At 62.2% G+C, this 16,477-nt stretch carries 19 protein-coding genes; 8 read left to right on the top strand and 11 right to left on the bottom strand.

The genetic code is table 11. The features are described from left to right. Window positions 1-201 precede the first annotated feature (201 nt). Genes JQ621_RS08860 through JQ621_RS08850 form a run of 3 tightly spaced genes read left to right on the top strand, consistent with a single transcriptional unit; the run spans window position 202 to window position 4,009 of the window. Window positions 202-2,361 carry a hybrid sensor histidine kinase/response regulator gene (locus JQ621_RS08860; RefSeq protein ID WP_212234058.1) on the top strand — a complete coding sequence of 720 codons (2,160 nt, stop codon included), beginning with the start codon at window positions 202-204 and terminating at the stop codon, window positions 2,359-2,361. Then, on the top strand, window positions 2,358-2,720 hold the full coding sequence (locus tag JQ621_RS08855) for an Hpt domain-containing protein (RefSeq protein ID WP_212234057.1): 363 nt from the start codon (window positions 2,358-2,360) through the stop codon (window positions 2,718-2,720). The genes JQ621_RS08860 and JQ621_RS08855 overlap by 4 nt, the downstream gene beginning before the upstream one ends. After that, the gene (locus tag JQ621_RS08850; protein ID WP_212234056.1) at window positions 2,720-4,009 is read left to right on the top strand and encodes an EAL domain-containing response regulator; all 1,290 of its coding nucleotides are present in this window, start codon (window positions 2,720-2,722) and stop codon (window positions 4,007-4,009) included. The genes JQ621_RS08855 and JQ621_RS08850 overlap by 1 nt, the downstream gene beginning before the upstream one ends. Window positions 4,010-4,284: 275 nt before the next feature. Here JQ621_RS08850 and JQ621_RS08845 read toward each other — a convergent pair whose 3' ends face one another. Together JQ621_RS08845 and JQ621_RS08840 are read right to left on the bottom strand one after the other, a co-directional pair. Further along, window positions 4,285-4,518: a hypothetical protein gene (locus JQ621_RS08845; protein ID WP_212234055.1), complete on the bottom strand. Its 234-nt coding sequence runs from the start codon at window positions 4,516-4,518 to the stop codon at window positions 4,285-4,287. 134 nt (window positions 4,519-4,652) lie between these two features. Continuing rightward, window positions 4,653-5,636 (bottom strand): helix-turn-helix transcriptional regulator, encoded by a 984-nt coding sequence (locus tag JQ621_RS08840; protein WP_212234054.1) that lies wholly within the window; start codon window positions 5,634-5,636, stop codon window positions 4,653-4,655. Window positions 5,637-5,723: 87 nt separating this feature from the next. Between JQ621_RS08840 and JQ621_RS08835 the strand changes: the two genes are divergently transcribed. Beyond that, the gene (locus JQ621_RS08835) at window positions 5,724-6,368 is read left to right on the top strand and encodes a glutathione S-transferase family protein (RefSeq protein WP_212234053.1); all 645 of its coding nucleotides are present in this window, start codon (window positions 5,724-5,726) and stop codon (window positions 6,366-6,368) included. A 41-nt stretch (window positions 6,369-6,409) separates the two neighbouring features. Here JQ621_RS08835 and JQ621_RS08830 read toward each other — a convergent pair whose 3' ends face one another. From JQ621_RS08830 to JQ621_RS08815, 4 genes are all read right to left on the bottom strand, one after another. After that, complete coding sequence (locus tag JQ621_RS08830; RefSeq protein ID WP_212234052.1) at window positions 6,410-7,195, bottom strand: enoyl-CoA hydratase/isomerase family protein; 786 nt, start codon at window positions 7,193-7,195, stop codon at window positions 6,410-6,412. A gap of 12 nt (window positions 7,196-7,207) precedes the next feature. Continuing rightward, the gene (locus JQ621_RS08825; protein ID WP_212234051.1) at window positions 7,208-8,317 is read right to left on the bottom strand and encodes a cyclic nucleotide-gated ion channel; all 1,110 of its coding nucleotides are present in this window, start codon (window positions 8,315-8,317) and stop codon (window positions 7,208-7,210) included. Between the two features lie 159 nt (window positions 8,318-8,476). Then, window positions 8,477-8,674 carry a hypothetical protein gene (locus JQ621_RS08820; RefSeq protein WP_249124977.1) on the bottom strand — a complete coding sequence of 66 codons (198 nt, stop codon included), beginning with the start codon at window positions 8,672-8,674 and terminating at the stop codon, window positions 8,477-8,479. A 122-nt stretch (window positions 8,675-8,796) separates the two neighbouring features. Then, on the bottom strand, window positions 8,797-10,233 hold the full coding sequence (locus JQ621_RS08815; RefSeq protein WP_212234050.1) for a TAXI family TRAP transporter solute-binding subunit: 1,437 nt from the start codon (window positions 10,231-10,233) through the stop codon (window positions 8,797-8,799). Between the two features lie 405 nt (window positions 10,234-10,638). Here JQ621_RS08815 and JQ621_RS08810 point away from each other — a divergent pair, with 405 nt between their 5' ends. Together JQ621_RS08810 and JQ621_RS08805 are read left to right on the top strand one after the other, a co-directional pair. Next, window positions 10,639-10,986 (top strand): DUF3307 domain-containing protein, encoded by a 348-nt coding sequence (locus JQ621_RS08810; RefSeq protein ID WP_212234303.1) that lies wholly within the window; start codon window positions 10,639-10,641, stop codon window positions 10,984-10,986. Window positions 10,987-11,254: 268 nt separating this feature from the next. Next, a complete protein-coding gene (locus JQ621_RS08805; protein WP_212234049.1) occupies window positions 11,255-11,653 on the top strand; it encodes a hypothetical protein in 399 nt (132 codons plus the stop codon). A gap of 97 nt (window positions 11,654-11,750) precedes the next feature. Here the strand turns inward: JQ621_RS08805 and JQ621_RS08800 are convergent, their stop codons facing one another. Together JQ621_RS08800 and JQ621_RS08795 are read right to left on the bottom strand one after the other, a co-directional pair. Continuing rightward, window positions 11,751-12,065, bottom strand: a complete 315-nt coding sequence (locus JQ621_RS08800; protein ID WP_212234048.1) for a YkgJ family cysteine cluster protein — start codon at window positions 12,063-12,065, stop codon at window positions 11,751-11,753. A gap of 16 nt (window positions 12,066-12,081) precedes the next feature. Beyond that, entirely contained in the window at window positions 12,082-12,780 is a 699-nt protein-coding gene (locus JQ621_RS08795) for a helix-turn-helix transcriptional regulator (RefSeq protein WP_212234047.1), read from the bottom strand. A 112-nt stretch (window positions 12,781-12,892) separates the two neighbouring features. On the opposite strand from JQ621_RS08795, the gene JQ621_RS08790 reads away from it, so the two are divergent. Next, window positions 12,893-13,156, top strand: a complete 264-nt coding sequence (locus tag JQ621_RS08790) for a hypothetical protein (RefSeq protein WP_212234046.1) — start codon at window positions 12,893-12,895, stop codon at window positions 13,154-13,156. Between the two features lie 38 nt (window positions 13,157-13,194). Next, window positions 13,195-13,923 carry a glutathione S-transferase family protein gene (locus tag JQ621_RS08785; RefSeq protein ID WP_212234045.1) on the top strand — a complete coding sequence of 243 codons (729 nt, stop codon included), beginning with the start codon at window positions 13,195-13,197 and terminating at the stop codon, window positions 13,921-13,923. Between the two features lie 69 nt (window positions 13,924-13,992). Here the strand turns inward: JQ621_RS08785 and JQ621_RS08780 are convergent, their stop codons facing one another. The 3 genes from JQ621_RS08780 to JQ621_RS08770 all read right to left on the bottom strand — a co-directional run bounded on the left by JQ621_RS08780 (window position 13,993) and on the right by JQ621_RS08770 (window position 16,470). Further along, window positions 13,993-15,144 (bottom strand): ABC transporter substrate-binding protein, encoded by a 1,152-nt coding sequence (locus JQ621_RS08780; protein ID WP_212234044.1) that lies wholly within the window; start codon window positions 15,142-15,144, stop codon window positions 13,993-13,995. Between the two features lie 94 nt (window positions 15,145-15,238). Then, a complete protein-coding gene (locus JQ621_RS08775; protein ID WP_212234043.1) occupies window positions 15,239-15,670 on the bottom strand; it encodes an acyl-CoA thioesterase in 432 nt (143 codons plus the stop codon). 38 nt (window positions 15,671-15,708) lie between these two features. Continuing rightward, on the bottom strand, window positions 15,709-16,470 hold the full coding sequence (locus tag JQ621_RS08770; protein ID WP_212234042.1) for an SDR family NAD(P)-dependent oxidoreductase: 762 nt from the start codon (window positions 16,468-16,470) through the stop codon (window positions 15,709-15,711). Window positions 16,471-16,477 lie beyond the last annotated feature (7 nt).

The raw sequence follows: 16,477 nt of genomic DNA, 5'->3' as shown, positions 1-16,477 counted from the left end.
TCGCGGCGCGCATTCGGATACCCTGACAAGCCAGGGCCGCAAAATCGGGGAAAATAAACTCAGCAACGTCAATGAGTTGGAGGTTGACCCCGGCACGCATGGCCGCTGGTTAGCGAGCTCTTAAAAAATCTCGCTCTTTTTGCAGAAGCTTTTCACGACAAGTCTAGGCATCCTTCCTAACGTCTCCAGCAAGGAGACGGCATGCCCAGCCCCGACACAGCGGTACAACGGTTGCGCCTCAAGATGCTCGAGCAATTCGCGCGTCAGGTCGGCCGCTATGGCAGCGCACTCTTCGGCGGCGCGGCGATCGCGCTGGTCTGGATGGGCATTCTCTACAACGCGGATGCAGACCGGTCGCGCACGGAGCGGGCGGCCCTGCAAAATGGGTCGAATCTGGCTCGCGCTTTCGAGGAGCAAATCATCCGCTCGATCCGCGCGGCCGACCAGACGCTGCTCTACGTGAGGGACTCTTACGTACGCGATCCCGCAAATTTCGATTTCTCGCTCTGGACAAAGAACAGCCAGTTTCTGACGGATTTTTCCTTTCAGGTCGTGTTGATCGACAAGAACGGGATCATGCGCACGAGCAACATCGATCCCGCCATCAAGGGCCTCGACCTGCATGATCGGGAGCATTTCCGTGTTCACGCCGACAGCCAGGAAGATTTCCTGTTCATCAGCAAGCCGATCTTTGGGCGCGTTTCGAACAAGTGGTCGATCCAGCTGACGCGCCGGATCACCGCCAGAGACGGCAGCTTCGATGGCGTCGTCGTTGTCTCGCTCGACCCCGACTATTTGTCTCGCTTCTACAACTCGATCGACATAGGACGAGATGGCTCCGCATCCTTGGTTGGGCTCGATGGCATCGTGCGTGCCCGCGGCGCTGGTGGGCCATCCGCCATCGGGTTGTCGATCAGCGGAGGGCCGTTGCTGGGATTTCTCGCCCAGCGTTCGAGCGGCTCGTACGTCGCAACCAGCAAGGCGGACGGCGTCGAGCGTCTGCTATCATTTCGCAAGGTCGATGGATATCCGCTCGCGGTCGTGATCGGCCAGGCGACGGCTGAGATCTACGCGAATTATCGCCGCGATCGCGACAAGGACATCATCGCGGGTGTCTTGCTGAGCATGGTGATATGTCTCGTGACAATCCTGATCATGCGCTACCAAACCGGTCTTGCGAAATCGCGCGATGCTGCCGAGGCCGGTTCGCGCACCCGGTCTGAATTCCTCGCCATGATGAGCCACGAGATCCGGACGCCGATGAATGGCGTCATCGGGATGGCGGATATCCTGCTCTCGACAGATCTGGATCGCGACCAGAAGCAGATCGCGTCGACACTGCGTGACTCGGCGGACTATCTGCTGCAGATTCTCAACGACGTGCTTGACTTCTCCAAGCTCGATGCGGATCAGCTCGAGCTGGAGCACATCGAGTTCGACATCCGCAAGTCTGTATCCACCGTGGTGGATCTGCTTGCGCTGCGCGCCAAGGAAAAGGGCCTGCGCTTGACCTGTACGATCGGTGAATTGGTGCCGCCGATGATTACGGGTGACCCGGCGCGCATTCGTCAGGTCCTGTTCAATCTGATTGGAAACGCCATCAAGTTCACTGAAACAGGAAGTGTGGAGGTGATGGTGCGAGCGCTTCCAGCCGGATCAGGACGGCTGAAATTGGAGTTCGCTGTCCGCGACACCGGCGTCGGAATACCCTCCGATTGCATCGGCATGTTGTTCAGGGAGTTTTCGCAGCTCGACAGCTCGATTTCAAGGCGCTTCGGCGGAACTGGATTGGGGCTGGCAATTTGCAAGCGGCTCGTGACCTGCATGGGCGGGGAAATCTCGGTCGAAAGCGCCGTTGGGATCGGCAGCACGTTTTCATTCACCGTCGAGGTAGCCGTGCGGAGCAGAGCGGATGTTGGTCGGACCAGCGGCTGTGAATCGGCCGTCGCTGTGCTCGGTCCGCGGGTCGCATCGATGCGCGTACTCGTCGCCGAGGATAACATCACGAACCAGTTCGTGATCAGCAAGCTCCTCGAGAAGCTGGGTTCGAAGCCAGATATCGTCGATACCGGCTCAAAAGCGGTGGCAGCGGTCGAAGGCGGGGGGTACGACTTGGTCTTCATGGACATGATGATGCCGGAAATGGACGGACTCGCTGCAGCTCGCGCGATCCGACGGCTATCCTCGCCGGCGCGAGACATTCACATCATTGCGCTCACCGCCAATGCGACGAGGCAGGACGAACTCGCCTGTCTCGCCGCTGGCATGAACGATTTCGTCACCAAGCCGGTGACACGTGATCAGCTCGCCGCGGCTCTGCGGCGAAGACCCGTTACGGACGAAAGGAAGCTCATCGCATGACCGCAGACTTGGCATTTGAGAAGGACACGCTCCGCCTGCTGGTCTCCGAGCTCGGAGCGGAGGATGCAGCAGAGGTGCTGAAGGCGTTCCTGGAAGATACGGAAGGCAAAATTTGCACGCTCGGTGCTTTGCCCCCGAATCCCGCGCTGGTCCGGCAGGAGGCTCATTCCATTAAGAGTTCCGCCGGGACATTTGGCTTCCGTGAATTGTCGGAGTTGGCGTTTAGTATCGAGCAGAACGCGTTACGCATGACACCAGAGCAGCTCGGGAGTGCGAGCGTGACGCTCAGGATGGTATTTGATGAAACCGCCGAGTTTGCCAGATCAGTCCTGCTGGCCAGGAACATGGAGATTGCGTGATGCGTGGATTTTCCCGCCAGACGGACGAATCGCTCGGACGGTTGCTGGTCGTGGACGACGATCTGGTGCAGCGGACTGTCATCGGCAAGATCGCTGCCAGGAATGGTTACGATTGCCTGGTCGTGCAGTCGCTGGAGCTCGCCGAATCGATGCTCTCGCGAGAGGTATTCGACGTGATGACCGTTGACCTCTCGCTCGGCGGGCGCGACGGCATCGAGCTGCTTCGGTTCGTTGCCGAACGCGGGCTTCATGACATGTCGATTGTTATCATTAGCGGCTGTGATGGCCGCGTTCTGAAATCCACAAGGCGCGTCGCGGAGGGGTTAGGGCTTTCTGTTGTCGGCGCGCTCGGCAAGCCGCTGAACCTGGATGAATTGAAGGACATTTTGGTGTTGCCGCGGCGGCAGCGCGTAGCGGCGGACGTTCCTTCCGCAGCGATCGATGTCTCGCCGGAGCGGATTGCCGCTGGCATCCGGCAGGGCGAGTTCGCCGCCGAATTCCAGCCGAAGGTCGAACTGGGAAGCGGTAGGGCGGTTGGAGCGGAGGCGCTCGCGCGCTGGCGTACGCGTGAATTCGGTATCATCTCTCCGACCGCGTTCATTCCTGTCGCCGAGCAAAGCGGACTGATGCCTGAATTGACCGAGGTCGTCCTGGCATCTGCGATCTCGCAGGGACGTACGCTGATTGATCGCTATCCCGGTTTCACGATCGCGGTGAACGTCTCCGGACTACTATTAACCGACCTGACGGTGCCTGAACGGATCGAGGAGGTTCTTCGCCGGGAGCAGGTGCCGGCGCATGCGCTCATCGTCGAGATTACCGAAACCGCCGCCATGGCGGATGTGGACCTGGCCACTGATATCCTGGTGCGACTGCGTCTCAAGAACATCGGCGCCGCCCTCGACGATTTCGGAACCGGTTACTCCTCGCTTGCTGCCTTGGCCAAGCTGCCATTCAGCGAGCTGAAGATCGACCGCTCATTCGTCCACGGCTGCGAAGCGGACGAAGACATGATGAAGATCATCGAGGCTTCGGTCGGATTGGGACGTGCCTTCAACATGAAGGTCGTCGCTGAAGGTGTCGAGACAGCCGATACACTTGCGGCAATCCGCCGTGCCGGATGCGACACTGGTCAGGGATATTTCTTCAGTCCGTCGTTGAGACTTGCGCGCGCCGAGAGCTGGGTGTCGCAACGCAATGAGTGTGTGTCTGCGCGAACAACCTGGATGGACCAGCGGTCGCAAATGAGACCGGCGCTTGCAGCAAATCTGCCGACGCTGCTCGCGTGAGATGTGGCCGCTGTGTTGGAGGATATTATTGAGATCGAACGTGCGAAACGCTTGAATTGGGACGCGGTGGTAAACGCCCCTGTTCGCGGGGGTCAATGGCCGCAAGCGCGGACCATGAGAAGGAACAGCACAATCGGTGCGACCAGCGCGCTGGTAGCGAGACTGTTGGTTGTCGCACGGGGGCGGCTTGCAGCCTTCGCGCGACGCGACTGCTCAATTCGAAACGACAGGCCCCGGTCGCGGAGCGGCCGGGGCTCGTCGGTTCAGGCGAGCTCTCAGTAGATGCCGTAGGCGCAGACATTCACGACGCGGACGCGCATGCCGTGGCGGGTCTGGATGAGGCGTTCCTGGTAGCAATTGTTGATGCCGGTGTTGACGTAGATGCCACCAAAGCCCCAGCCGGGACCCCAATAGTGGTGGAAGCCGTGGGCCGATGCGGCGGTGGGCGCGAGAGCGGCAACGCCGAGCGAACCGGCGGCGATCAGACCAAGTGCAAGCTTACGAAACATTCTCATTCTCCAGTGTGGCGCGTAGCCGTTGTTTTGTCCCTGCTTCTCGGTCGAGCCAAAGCGTGATTGCGTTCACACGGCGAGCCGAGAATCGTGTTTCAGGATTGTTTCGCGGGTTGCGGTGGGACGCGCCGCTATCGCGCTTTACGCGCCGCGCGATAGCGCGCTGCCATCGCTTGCGTCATCTGCGCCATCTTCTCGCGGAGATCGGCAGGCTCGAGCACTTCGGCTTCGGCGCCTAACCTGAGCAGCTCGGACGCCGCGTGCCACGAGGTCTTGCCGGTCGGCACTCTGGCAATGCGCCAACCGTCCCCATCGGCGACGTCTTCGATCTGCGTGCGCGCCCTGACGTAAGGCTGGCTCAGCGCATCGAGCAGTTTTACGCCGAGCGGCGATAGCCGCACGATCGCGACATTGGGGTGCATCTCGGCTTCGAGGCGCAGCGTCGCGTCTTGCCAATAGGTGGCGAGATCGAAATCCGCGGGACGATCGAAGCCTTCGTCGAGCGCTGTGCAGTCGAGCACACGCGCGATGCGATAGGTGCGTACGCTGCCGTCGACCTGACCGGCGAGATACCAGCTGCCGCCCTTCAGTACCAGGCCCAGCGGCGCGACACGACGCTGCTTCTCGGCACGCCAGCTCCGGTAGCGGATCTTGATCAGCGTGCCGCGGAGAGCTGCGCCGGCAATCATACGCAAATGCTTTGGTTCTTCCGGCTCGCCGAACCAGCCCGGCGCGTCGAGATGAAACCGCTCCTGCATCCTGCCGGCGTCTTCGCGCAGGTTTGCTGGAAGCGCCGCCATCAGCTTGTTCTGCGCGGCGATCATCGCGGCGTCCAGCCCCAGTGCTGCCGCCGGACCTGGCAATCCGGCCAGGAACAGCGCCCCCGCTTCGCTCTGCGACAAGCCGTTCAGCCGCACGCGATAGCCATCGAGCAGGCGGTAACCGCCCTCCGCGCCACGATCGGCATAGACGGGGACGCCGGACGCCGCCAGCGCATCAATGTCGCGATAGATCGTGCGCACCGAGACCTCGCAGGCTTCGGCAAGCTGGGGTGCAGTGACCTGCCCCTTGGCCTGGAGGGTGGTGAGGATCGATAACATCCGGCTCGCGCGCATGGCCTCTTAGACCATACCTGACACAGGATGTCAGGTATGGTCCGTTACAAGACGGGCCATCGCCAGCTGGCCAGATGGAGACCCACGATGACCGATCCCAACCGCATCACGCTGTATTATTCGCCGCAGAGCCGGGCCATGGGCACGCGGCTGCTGCTGGATGAGCTCGGGGCGCCCTATGATCTTCACGTCCTCAACATGAAGGCCGGGGAACAGCGGCAGCCGGCCTATCTCGCCATCAATCCGCTCGGCAAGGTGCCGGCCGTCAGGCATCGCGAGGCTCTCGTGACCGAGCAGGTCGCAATTTTCATCTATCTTGCCGATCTGTTCCCGCAGGCGGGGCTCACGCCGGCACTCAATGATCCGCTGCGCGGTCCTTATCTGCGCTGGATTGCCTATTACGGATCCTCCTTTGAGCCCGCGCTGATCGACAAGTTCATGAAGCGCGAGCCTGCGCCGATCACGCAGTCGCCGTATGCCGACTACGACACCATGCTGGGCGCGCTCGAAGCGCAGCTGTCGAAAGGGCCGTATCTGCTCGGCGAACGGATGACGGCTGCGGACATTCTTTGGGGTGTCGCGTTCGCCTGGACGATGATGTTCGGTATCGTGCCCAAGAAGGACGTGTTCGTCCGCTATTCCGAGCGCATCACCTCGCGACCGGGGTTCCAGCGCATCAGTGCGGCTGATGACGAAATGGCTGCGCAGCATGCTGCAGTCGCGGGCAGGTAGGGAGGCCGCGTCGCGCATGAGCAAACCGCTGCACACGATCTTCAAAACCTCGGCGGCCTTTTCTCCGCAAAAGCCTTGATGCCTTCCTTGATCTCGTCGCCGCGCATGCTGTCGCGGTGGCGCTGATCGGCAGCTCGCTCGTCTAGTTCACCGCGGGCGAATTCGTTGATCGCGCGCTTCATGCCGCGCATGGCGATCGGCGCGTTGCCGGCGAGGATGTCCGCGAGCCTGTCGATTTCCTCGTCGAGAAATTCCACCGCGACCATGGCAGTGAGATAGCCGATCCGCAGCATCTCCGGCGCGGTGATCTTCTGCGCCGTCAAGAACAGCTTCTTGGCGTTGTCCACGCCGAGCCGCGTCACGTAGCGTTTGATGCCGCTGCTGTAATAGTGGAGCCCGAGCCGTGCCGCTGGCATGAACATCTCGGCGGTATCGACGCCAATCCGGAAATCGCAGGCGAGCGCGAGATCGGTCGACCCGCCATAAACGCCGCCATTGAGCCGGCAGATCGTCGGCAAGCCGAGATCCTCGAGGCGGTTGACGACGACTTCGAATGCCGAGCCTGCGCTCTGCTGCTCGTTGGCGCTGACCGCCCGCTCGGCGACCGAATTGAGATCGTAGCCGGCGGAGAACGCTCGTCCCGTGCCTGTCAGCACCAGCACGCGGATGGCAGGATCGGCCTCGACCTGGTCAAACAGTTTTAGCAACTCGCCGAGATCCTCAGCCTGGAGCCGGTTGAGATGCTTTGGCCGGTTGAGACGGATGGTGGCGCGTGCACCACTGATGTCGAGCACGGGGCTGCTTGCGGTGTCGGCTGTGTCCGACATTCTCGTCTCCACCTATTTGTTTTCGAGCGTGCGTCGTTTCGCTTCGGCATCGATGGTCTCGGCGAGATCGGGATGCCGCGCCATCAGCACGCGGAAGTCGACGAGGTCGAGCACCAGCAGGCGCGAGACTTTCGTCGTCGAGACATTGGCGCCGCGCATGTTGTTGCCGAGCAGCGCCATCTCGCCGAAGAAAGCGCCCTCGCCGAGCTGCACCTTCTTGCCGGGCAGGTCGACCTCGACTCCCCCGGCCGCGATGAAATACATGCAGTCGCCCTGCATACCCTTGCGGATGACCATGGTGCGTGCCGGCAGCTCCATGGTGCGCAGCATGTGGGTAACGTCGGCGATGGCCGCAGGGCCCAGCGCTGCGAAGAACGGCACCTTGCTGACGGATTCCCAGGTCTTGAGGAAATTGTCGCGCCGGGTTTCGGCGGCGAATCCGGTCGCCAAAATACCGGTCCACAGGCCGAACACGCCGAGGCCGGAGATCATCACCAGTGCTGCCACCATGCGGCCGAGCGGCGTGACCGGCACGACGTCGCCATAGCCTGTCGTGGTCAGCGTGACGACCGCCCACCACAGCGCGGCAGGCACGCTGCCAAATGTTTGCGGCTGAACATCCCGCTCCAGGAAATATTCGGCGACGGAGGCGAGGAAGACCACCATCAGGAAAATCACGAGCACGCTGAGCAGCGGCCCCGATTCCAGCACGAGAACGCGGCGGAGCTGGCGCAGGCCGGGAATGCCCGGCACGACCTTCAGCACCCAGAGCACACTCAGCAGCCAGGCCGTCTTGGGCTCGGCGCCGAGGATCAATGCGACCGGCACGGCCAGCGCTCCGACGGTGTCGACCAGCCCGGCGGAAGAGGACATATAGAGCCCCAGCCGTCCCTGCCGCGCCATATGGCGCAGCCGGACCAGCCATTCGAACACGAAATAGACGAGGCTCGCCCACAGGAGGAAATCGACCCAGCGGTGCGCCGTCTCATAGGCCGGGTCGAGCGTCAAAAGCGCCATGCTGAACACGCCGAGGGTCACGGCCACATAGGCCGCCTTGGTCATGTTGCGGCCGGCTGTAGCGGCCACGAACTGGGCCAGAGCGGGAAACATCGGCTTGGGCATGCGGGATGACGGTTCAGTCTAGGCTCTTGCGGTCCCGGGCTGGGACTTGCGCGCCAAAGTGCATGCCCGCACCGGGGCCGTCAACGATGGGCGTTGGCCTTCGTTTCAGGTGGATAATTTCGGGGCAGGCCAAGCCGTCACTTGAAATTTGGCGGCTCGTCATAGGCGCGGCGGCTGTGCAAAAACAGCAGCATCATCAAGCCGATGCCAACAACTACGGAGAAACCTCGCTCCCGACGCCAGTGCCACGTAACGTCCGGTCGGGATCGGGTCATCCCCGATCGCCATGGCCGAGTAGGCGAAGTAACCAACCGCAGCCAGCATTCCCAGCAGGACGATGAAAGAGAGCATACGCATGGGTGCGTTCTCCCATTGTGGCTGAGAGCCCAACGGTTGCGTGGCCGAAGCGGGTTCCGTAGCCGGGGCGGCGATCGCCTAAAAAGCCGCGTGGGCCCAATTCTGAGGGGCGGATCGATAGATCAGGCACTCTGAGCTGTCTTAACCACCACGACCTTGCTGTCTTCTGGCGGCGGAAGCGCGAGCTTCTCGATTTCGCCGGCATGGCGCTTCAGGTAGTCACGACGCATCCCGATGTCGTCACGGACAAATTCGTAGCCGAGCTTGAACGTGTCGAGTCCGTCGGTACTGATCGTGCCGTCACGCAAGCCGATCACCGCGCCCCGCAAGATGCTCTCGAGCTCGTCCTGGAGAGATTCGAGCTGGTCCAGAGAAGTAGCATGCTCGATCCTTTCGCCGATGCAGAGGATGGCGGTGGAGAGTTCGCTGGCCTTTTCCGGCGCGATGCGGGTGATTTTGGCGTAGATCGCGGCAAAGATCGAGCCGATGACGCTGAGCGCGGCGGCGCCCAGATACATCATGTCGCTGTATTTATCCATGAACGACTTGGTGTCGTCGTTGATATAGTCGGCCGCGCCCTGATGCGCCATCACGAAGGCATCCTTCTCGACGGAGGCCGGCTCGATGTGGGTCGCAAAACCGTTGTCGAGCCCGAGCGCGGATTTGTTCTCGTAGACGATGCGCGCAATATCGCCGGCAGTGGTTCCCGACATCTTGGATTGCGCGACCAGCAGCCATTCGAGGCCGATTGTGTCGAGATCGTCGTCGGGAATCTCGGGCGAGGCGGACAGTGTGCCCGCCGTCAACGTCTCATCGGAAATGCCCGGGAATTTGCGCGCCAGCGCCTTGGCCTCGTCGATCGCATTCAGCGTGAAGCCGCCGCGCTTGGCGACCTGCTCATAGGCCTTGTCGCGTACGGCCTTGGAGGTGTGGACGATGGCGATCACCGCACTGAAGCTGCTGGCCGGTGCGAGCAGCTTGTCCAGCGTCGTGCCCTGCGGCGCCATTTGAATCTTCGCGGCGTCAGGGCTGTCAGGTGCGATATCGAGGAGGTTGCGGACGAAGACGAGCGAGGCATCGCTGTCGGCGAGAACCGCGACCTTCTTCTTCTTCAGCTCGGCCAGCGACTTGATCTTCTTGTTGCCGGGGCCGAGCAGGAGCACGAGATCATGCTCCAGCAGCGCCAGCGCGCGCGCTCGCCCAGGCACCTTGGCGTCGGTGCGCAGGATGGCAAGGTCGGCCTGCTTGCGATCGAATTGCGCGATCGCCTTGGCGCTGTCAGGATTGTTGACGATCTTGATCCGGAAACGCGAGCCGTTGTTCTTCAGCAGCGTGGCGAGCTTGTTCGCGAACAGCGCCTCGTCGCTGTTGGGCGTACCGACGGCAAAGGTCAGCGTCTCCGAATTGTGCAGCCAGGTGCGGCCCGCCCAGACGGTCGCCAGCGACAGCAGCAGGGTCAGCACGACATACAGCAGGACCTGCTGCTGATTCGTCTTGATCACCGTGGGACGCCGTGGCGGCCGGAGTTCGGTCGACGAGGTCGGGCCTTCAGCACTCATGGCAGCACCTGGCCTTATTTCCTTGGAGGGCGGGGGGCACGACCATCGCTGGCGGCCCGCGCTAAAATTTCGTAAGCGTCTGAAAAAAGAACGATAATCCTCTACGTCAGGACGATAGCGCTCCAGTGTCAGAATGCAAATTCCGCGCCGGAGGTAACCTTACTCGGGCGGTCCCGGGTGGCTTGGTCATCCTATCACCGTTTAGCCACACTTGGCGATTTTCCGGTTTCCCCCGCTGCATTCTGGCGCGGGAGATGTCATAAATCGTCGGTCCCGACGATCTGACGGGTCCAAGAAGAAGTTGCGCTGAACGCTCCATTTTTCCTTTTCGAGTCAACGAGGGCGTCAGCTTTGTCGTTTCCACCCATGTCATCGGCGGTTCCGGTCGAAGCGCTCATTGGCTGGATGGTGTTGCTTACGTTCAAGCACATCATCGCCGATTTCGTTCTGCAGACCGCCTGGATGGCGCACGGCAAGGACCAGAAGCATGGCTGGGCTTTGCCGCTCCTTGTGCATTGCCTGATTCACTTTGCGGTTGCGTTGCCGCTGATCCTGATCGTGGCGCCGAAATTCTGGTTCGTGGCGTTGATCGACTTCGTCATCCACATCACGGTCGACCGCGCGAAGGGATTGGTCTCGGCCAATTTCGGCGTCAACCAGGAGCACCCCTGGTTCTGGACCCTGATCGGCGTCGACCAGGCCTTGCATCACCTGACCGGCTTCGGCCTTTCGATTTTCATGGCGGCGAACTGAGGGCGGCCGTCCTGCGGCCTCCGGCTGGCGGCAATCGCTTGCATCACGAAAGGTCGTCATACCCGGGCTTGCCCCGGGCATCCACGTTCTTTGTGCCGATTGGCTCTCCGTGGATGGTCGGGACAGGCCCGGCCATGACGCCATTGCGGCACTGCGCCCGGTCTGATTCGCGGCGAGCGCGCAATCACCCCGGGTGACTACCGGCCGCCGTGGTTAACCTTTCATTAGAGAATTACGCGGCATCTTCCCTACACGAGGGAGAACTGCAATGTTTTCAAGCCGCGACGCCTATGAAAGCGATTTCTGCCCGGTTCGCGACGAGCTCCTTGGCGAGATGTATCGCGCCAGCGAGAGTGGCCTGCCGAGATTGGTTGAGAGTGTTTCCCCTGATGCCCGCGCCAGGCTGGCGCTGTTCTGCTATCGCCGCAGCCATCTTCATTCGTTGGCTGTCGCGATCGCAGCGAGCTGCAGCGAACGCGACCTGATCGAGAACGGGGGCCGTGTCGGCTCGACGCTCTACGCGCTGTCGCGCGAAGGCGCAGCCAAATCGTCACCGTCGCTGTCGGGGGGCCGCAAGCCGATCACGCTGTCGACCAAGCCGCTTTCGGTGCTCGCACCGCTCGACGACGAGCTCGATGACGAGATCAGCGAAGCCATTCCGGCCTGAAGCGCGATGAGATCAGGCTGAATCATCATCGCGCTTCAGGTTGTTGTGTAAGCATGATCTTTTCGGAAAACCGCTGCGCACTTTTCCGGACCATGCTTTAGGCGGTCTCTATCATCGGCAGCCCGAACTTCCGCCGCGCCATCGCGCATTCGGCGTCTCCAGGCATGCAGGTCCGGCACACCTCCGGCCGCACGGCATAGATGCCGCACGCGGTCGCCGTGCCGATCTCTCCTTGCAACGCAGAACAGCGATCGCCCTCACAGCGCATGCCGGATTGGCGCTTGTTGACGAGTGCTTGCGGGATCAACGCAAGCTCATCGTCGCTCTCGATCGAAAAGCGCGGCCAGTTCTGCGAATAGCCGCAGCAGGCGCCGCAGCTCTGACAGCAACTGGACAGATCGATCTCTCTCATTCGCGTCACGTATCCTTCAATTGTCTTTTGGCGGGCCCCAGACCAGGCTTTGCCGCCATTTCGCGCGCAGCACGTCGCGCCTTTCAGGATATCTTTCGTCGAGATAAGTCGCATCGACCACGCGGTCGGTACGGAAGCTGCGGAAGTCGCTGCGTAGCTCGCACCAGGCCGCGAGCAGGCGCACGGCTTCGAGATAGCCGACCGAGATCGGCCAGATCATGCGCTCGCTTGGGCGACCCTGCTCGTCGCGATAGCGCAGCATGATCTTCTTGCCTTCGTGAATCTGCGTGCGCGTACGCGCCATGTCGAGGCGGTCAGGCTCCCTGTTCCAGCTCGGCCGCGCGCGGCTCGCCGGCTCCAGCACGAAGGGCCGCAGCCGCTCGGGTACGGTGTCGGCGATCTTCGCCATCAGATCTTCCGCCGCGCGCGCGAGCGCGGAATCGGCATGGCCTGCGACCCATTGTGCGCCCAGCACGGCGGCCTCAATCTCGTCGGGTGTCAGCATCAAGGGCGGCAGGTCAAAGCCCTTTTCCAGGATGTAGCCCATGCCGGCTTCGCCACGGATCGGTACGCGCTGGCCCATCAGCGTCGCGATATCGCGATAGATGGTGCGTTTCGATGTCTCGAGCTCGGCCGCAATCGCATCCGCCGTCAGCGGCTTACGGGTGCGCCTCAGCACCTGGATGATCTGAAACAGCCGATCGGCGCGTCTCATGACAATTCTCTCGTCGGGGGCGGATCAGAAAACGGCGTGTGGCTGCTGACAGGATGTTGGCAGCAGGGGAGTTCTATACCGGGACAACACATCGACTGAAGAGGATTTGTCCATGATCATTCCAATCCATCTTGGCCTGGCCGGTCCGTTGTTGCGGGCGCCGGCCTCGTTGCATGCCAGAGTCTTCGGCCGTCTCACGTTTTTCGAACTCACCGCCGTCGACCTCCGCCTTGCGCTTGCAACGGTGATGACCCGCTTGCTGATCCAGGCTGCGGACGCGCTGGTCCGCCATGTCATGGGGCGCGCCTGGCGCGGGGCCCGTTTCGCAGAAGATATCACGGCTGCTGCCACCATGGTGGCAGCAGCCCGTCACTAGGTTCCGTCAACTCTTTGGGTAGGTTCAGGAGAGCTCGTATGATCACGCTTTTTGGCTTTGGCGCCGGCTTCGGCCTGCCGGAAATCAGCCCCTTCGTCACCAAGACCGAGGTGCAGCTCAAGATGGCGGGACTGCCCTACCGGAAGGAGCGGGCGATGCCGCCGGCATCGCCCAAGGGGCAGCTGCCTTTCATCGATGATGGCGGCGAGGCGGTGGCCGACTCCACCTTTATCCGCGCCCATATCGAGCGCCGTTACGGTTTCGATTTCGACGCCGGCCTTTCCTTGCAGGAGCGCGCGCAGGCCTGGGCATTCGAGCGGATGATCGAACATCATGTCTACTGGGCGCTGGTCGGTGCGCGCTGGGTCGATGCTGCCAATTTCGCCAAGGGACCGGCGCATTTCTTTGACGGCGCGCCCGAGCACGCCAGGGAGAAGCTGCGCGAGGACGCGCAGTTTCGTGTCGCCGAGAATTATCTGCTCTCCGGTCTCGGCCGCCATGCACCCGATGATGATGTCGACCTGGCGGTACGCTCGCTGTTTGCATTGTCCGTGCAGCTCGGTGACAAGTCCTATCTGATGGGCAACAAGCCCAGTGGGGTCGATGCCACCGCGTTCGGCGCGCTCGCCGGAATTCTCACGCCGTTCTTTGAATCAAGCCTACGCGAGCGCGCCGAGGGATTTCCAAACCTCACCGACTATGTCGACCGGATGATGGACACCTACTATCCGGAATTCGCCTGGACGCCGCTGCGGCAGGCGGCCTGACGCCGCGTGAAGCCCAAAAGAAAAGAGCCGGCCCAGTGAGCCGGCTCTCGTCTTCGAAGCTGCCGCGGTTCACTTGGCGAGCGTGTACTTGCCGTCCTTGACCGTGAGCAGGATGCGCGAGCGGTCGTCGAGGCCGTAGCGATCCTTTTCGGTGAAGTTGTAGACGCCCTGGCTCGCGGCGATTTCGCGCTCCGACAGCAGCGCCTGGCGGATCGCCTCGCGGAATTCCGGCGTGCCGGGCTTGGCGGTCTTCAGCGCGACCGGGATGACGCGCTTGAGAATGTCGAAGGCATCGTAGGAGTGACCGGCGAACTGGCTGCGGCTGTTCGGGCCGTACTTGGCCTCATAGGCGGAGTTCAGCGCCATGCCGGGCTTCTTGGTGAGGGCGCTGTCGGGCTGATCTTCGGGGTCCATGACGGGGCCCGACGCCATCAGCACGCCTTCGGCGGCCTTACCGGCAATGCGGATGAAGTCCATGCTGGCCGCGCCGTGGGTCTGGTAGATCAGGCCCTGATAGCCGCGCTCGCGCAGCTCGGTCTGCGGCAGCGCCGCGGCCGTGCCGGACGCGCCGACCAGGATCGCGTCGGGATTGGCTGCGACGAGCTTTAGCACCTGTCCTGTCACGGACGTGTCGGGACGTGCAAACCGCTCTTCATCCGCGAGAGCAAGGCCCATCGGCACGCCCTGGGCCTTGAAGTCGTTGAACCAGAGGTCGCCATAGGAATCGGAGTAGCCGATATAGCCGACCGTCTTCACGTTGTGCGCCTTCATGTGCTCATAGAGCACCTTGCCCATGATCGGAATCGGCTGCGGCATGGCGACCGACCACTTCATGCGTTCCGGCGTGATCGGGAAGGGCGAGAGGCCGAAATGCGGAATGCCGGCCTCGTTGGCGACGTTCGACACGGCGATCGTCGGCGGTGTCACCGCCGAGCCCATGATGACGTCGGCCTTGGATTCGGTGACGAAGCGGCGAGCGTTGGTGGTCGCGGTTGTCGGGTCGCCGCCATCGTCGAGCACGATCACCTTCAGCGGCACGCCGCCAATCTCCTTCGGCACGAATTCCAGCGCATTTCGCTCCGGGATACCGAGTGCGGCGCCCGGGCCGGTGGTGGTGGTGGTGATGCCGATGGTGATTTCAGCGGTCTGGGCCAGCGCCGGCAAGGCCGGCAGCACCAGCGCTGCCGCCGCGACGGCGGCGGTCAGATAAAAGCGTTTCATTGATTCCTCCCTTGACGTTTTTCTTTGAAAGCAGAAATCGGGGATGAATTCAGCCCCGTCTTTTGGCGATGCGGCGATTTAGCTCCGGACCTGGTTAGCTCCGGACCTGGCTTCCTGTGAATTTGGCTACCATTTCCGGAGGGAATGGTGCCGATTTCAGTCTGTCGGGGTTAACGGGATCGCGGCCGACGAGGACGCGGGTCTCAAAGCCTTCGATCGCCAGCGCCTCGCCCTTGTAGACATTGTGCTTCACTTCGAAGCTCGAGCGCTTGATGCTTTCGATCGTCGTCTCGATGGTGATCCAGTCGCCATAGGTCGAGGGAATGTAGAACTTGGACCGCGTGTCGACCATGGGAATGCCCACGAGCCCGTATTTGCGGACCAGGTCCTGCTTGGAGAAGCCGGCGACCTCGAACAGGGTCGACGTCGAATCGTCGAACATCGCGAAATAACGCGGATAGTAGACGATGTTGGCGGGGTCGCAGTCACCCCACTGGATCTGGACGTCGCGCCGGTTCACGAACATGCGTTGAGCGCCTTGCTCTACAGAGTTACTCTACAAAGTTACTTGGGCGCCATGCGCAGCGAGCCATCGAGGCGAACCACTTCGCCGTTCAAGTACGAATTCTCGACCATGTGCAGCGCGAGCGCCGCGAACTCGTCGGCATGGCCGAGCCGGCGCGGGAAGGGAATAGCGGCGGCGAGCGAGTCCTGCGCTTCCTGCGGCAGGTTGGCGAGCAGGGGCGTGAGGAACAGGCCGGGTGCAATGGTGAGCACGCGGACGCCGAACTGAGCCAGTTCGCGTGCGATCGGCAGCGTCATGCCGACGATGCCGCCCTTCGAAGCCGAATACGCGGACTGGCCGATCTGGCCATCATAGGCAGCAACGGAAGCTGTGTTGATGATGACGCCGCGCTCGCCTGATGCCTGCGGCTCGAGCTTGGACATCTCGGTCGCGGCAAGGCGGAGCATGTTGAAAGTGCCGATCAGGTTGACCTTGATCACCTTGTCGAAATCGGCAAGTGCCATCGGGCCGTCACGGCCGACCACGCGCTTGGCAACGCCGATGCCTGCGCAGTTGACCAGCACGCGCGCCGGGCCGTGGGCTTTGGTCGCCTGCGCGATCGCGGCTTCGGCGGAGGCTGCATCCGACACGTCGCAAGTGACCGCCACACCCTTGATCTCGGCGGCGACGGCTTCCGCAAGCTTGGTATTGAGATCGAACACCGCGACCTTGGCGCCCTGCGCCGCCAGCTTTCGCGCAGTTGCCGCGCCCAGTCCCGATGCGCCGCCGGTGACGATGGCTGCCTGATCCTTCAACAACATGGCGTTC

The sequence above is a fragment of the Bradyrhizobium manausense genome (assembly GCF_018129685.1).
Lineage (GTDB): Bacteria > Pseudomonadota > Alphaproteobacteria > Rhizobiales > Xanthobacteraceae > Bradyrhizobium > Bradyrhizobium manausense_D.
Note: the sequence above shows the minus strand (reverse complement) of the source record. Positions and strands in the feature narration are given on the sequence as shown.

Bases quoted from the DNA above. Each gene is read 5' to 3' on its own strand.
- JQ621_RS08790 (WP_212234046.1), top strand. From the start codon at position 12,893: ATGATCATTCCAATCCATCTTGGCCTGGCCGGTCCGTTGTTGCGGGCG.
- JQ621_RS08815 (WP_212234050.1), bottom strand. From the start codon at position 10,233: ATGAGTGCTGAAGGCCCGACCTCGTCGACCGAACTCCGGCCGCCACGG.
- JQ621_RS08835 (WP_212234053.1), top strand. From the start codon at position 5,724: ATGACCGATCCCAACCGCATCACGCTGTATTATTCGCCGCAGAGCCGG.
- JQ621_RS08795 (WP_212234047.1), bottom strand. From the start codon at position 12,780: ATGAGACGCGCCGATCGGCTGTTTCAGATCATCCAGGTGCTGAGGCGC.
- JQ621_RS08805 (WP_212234049.1), top strand. From the start codon at position 11,255: ATGTTTTCAAGCCGCGACGCCTATGAAAGCGATTTCTGCCCGGTTCGC.
- JQ621_RS08780 (WP_212234044.1), bottom strand. From the start codon at position 15,144: ATGAAACGCTTTTATCTGACCGCCGCCGTCGCGGCGGCAGCGCTGGTG.
- JQ621_RS08785 (WP_212234045.1), top strand. From the start codon at position 13,195: ATGATCACGCTTTTTGGCTTTGGCGCCGGCTTCGGCCTGCCGGAAATC.
- JQ621_RS08775 (WP_212234043.1), bottom strand. From the start codon at position 15,670: ATGTTCGTGAACCGGCGCGACGTCCAGATCCAGTGGGGTGACTGCGAC.
- JQ621_RS08845 (WP_212234055.1), bottom strand. From the start codon at position 4,518: ATGTTTCGTAAGCTTGCACTTGGTCTGATCGCCGCCGGTTCGCTCGGC.
- JQ621_RS08850 (WP_212234056.1), top strand. From the start codon at position 2,720: ATGCGTGGATTTTCCCGCCAGACGGACGAATCGCTCGGACGGTTGCTG.
- JQ621_RS08770 (WP_212234042.1), bottom strand. From the start codon at position 16,470: ATGTTGTTGAAGGATCAGGCAGCCATCGTCACCGGCGGCGCATCGGGA.
- JQ621_RS08860 (WP_212234058.1), top strand. From the start codon at position 202: ATGCCCAGCCCCGACACAGCGGTACAACGGTTGCGCCTCAAGATGCTC.
- JQ621_RS08830 (WP_212234052.1), bottom strand. From the start codon at position 7,195: ATGTCGGACACAGCCGACACCGCAAGCAGCCCCGTGCTCGACATCAGT.
- JQ621_RS08820 (WP_249124977.1), bottom strand. From the start codon at position 8,674: ATGCGTATGCTCTCTTTCATCGTCCTGCTGGGAATGCTGGCTGCGGTT.
- JQ621_RS08840 (WP_212234054.1), bottom strand. From the start codon at position 5,636: ATGCGCGCGAGCCGGATGTTATCGATCCTCACCACCCTCCAGGCCAAG.
- JQ621_RS08825 (WP_212234051.1), bottom strand. From the start codon at position 8,317: ATGCCCAAGCCGATGTTTCCCGCTCTGGCCCAGTTCGTGGCCGCTACA.
- JQ621_RS08800 (WP_212234048.1), bottom strand. From the start codon at position 12,065: ATGAGAGAGATCGATCTGTCCAGTTGCTGTCAGAGCTGCGGCGCCTGC.
- JQ621_RS08810 (WP_212234303.1), top strand. From the start codon at position 10,639: ATGGTGTTGCTTACGTTCAAGCACATCATCGCCGATTTCGTTCTGCAG.
- JQ621_RS08855 (WP_212234057.1), top strand. From the start codon at position 2,358: ATGACCGCAGACTTGGCATTTGAGAAGGACACGCTCCGCCTGCTGGTC.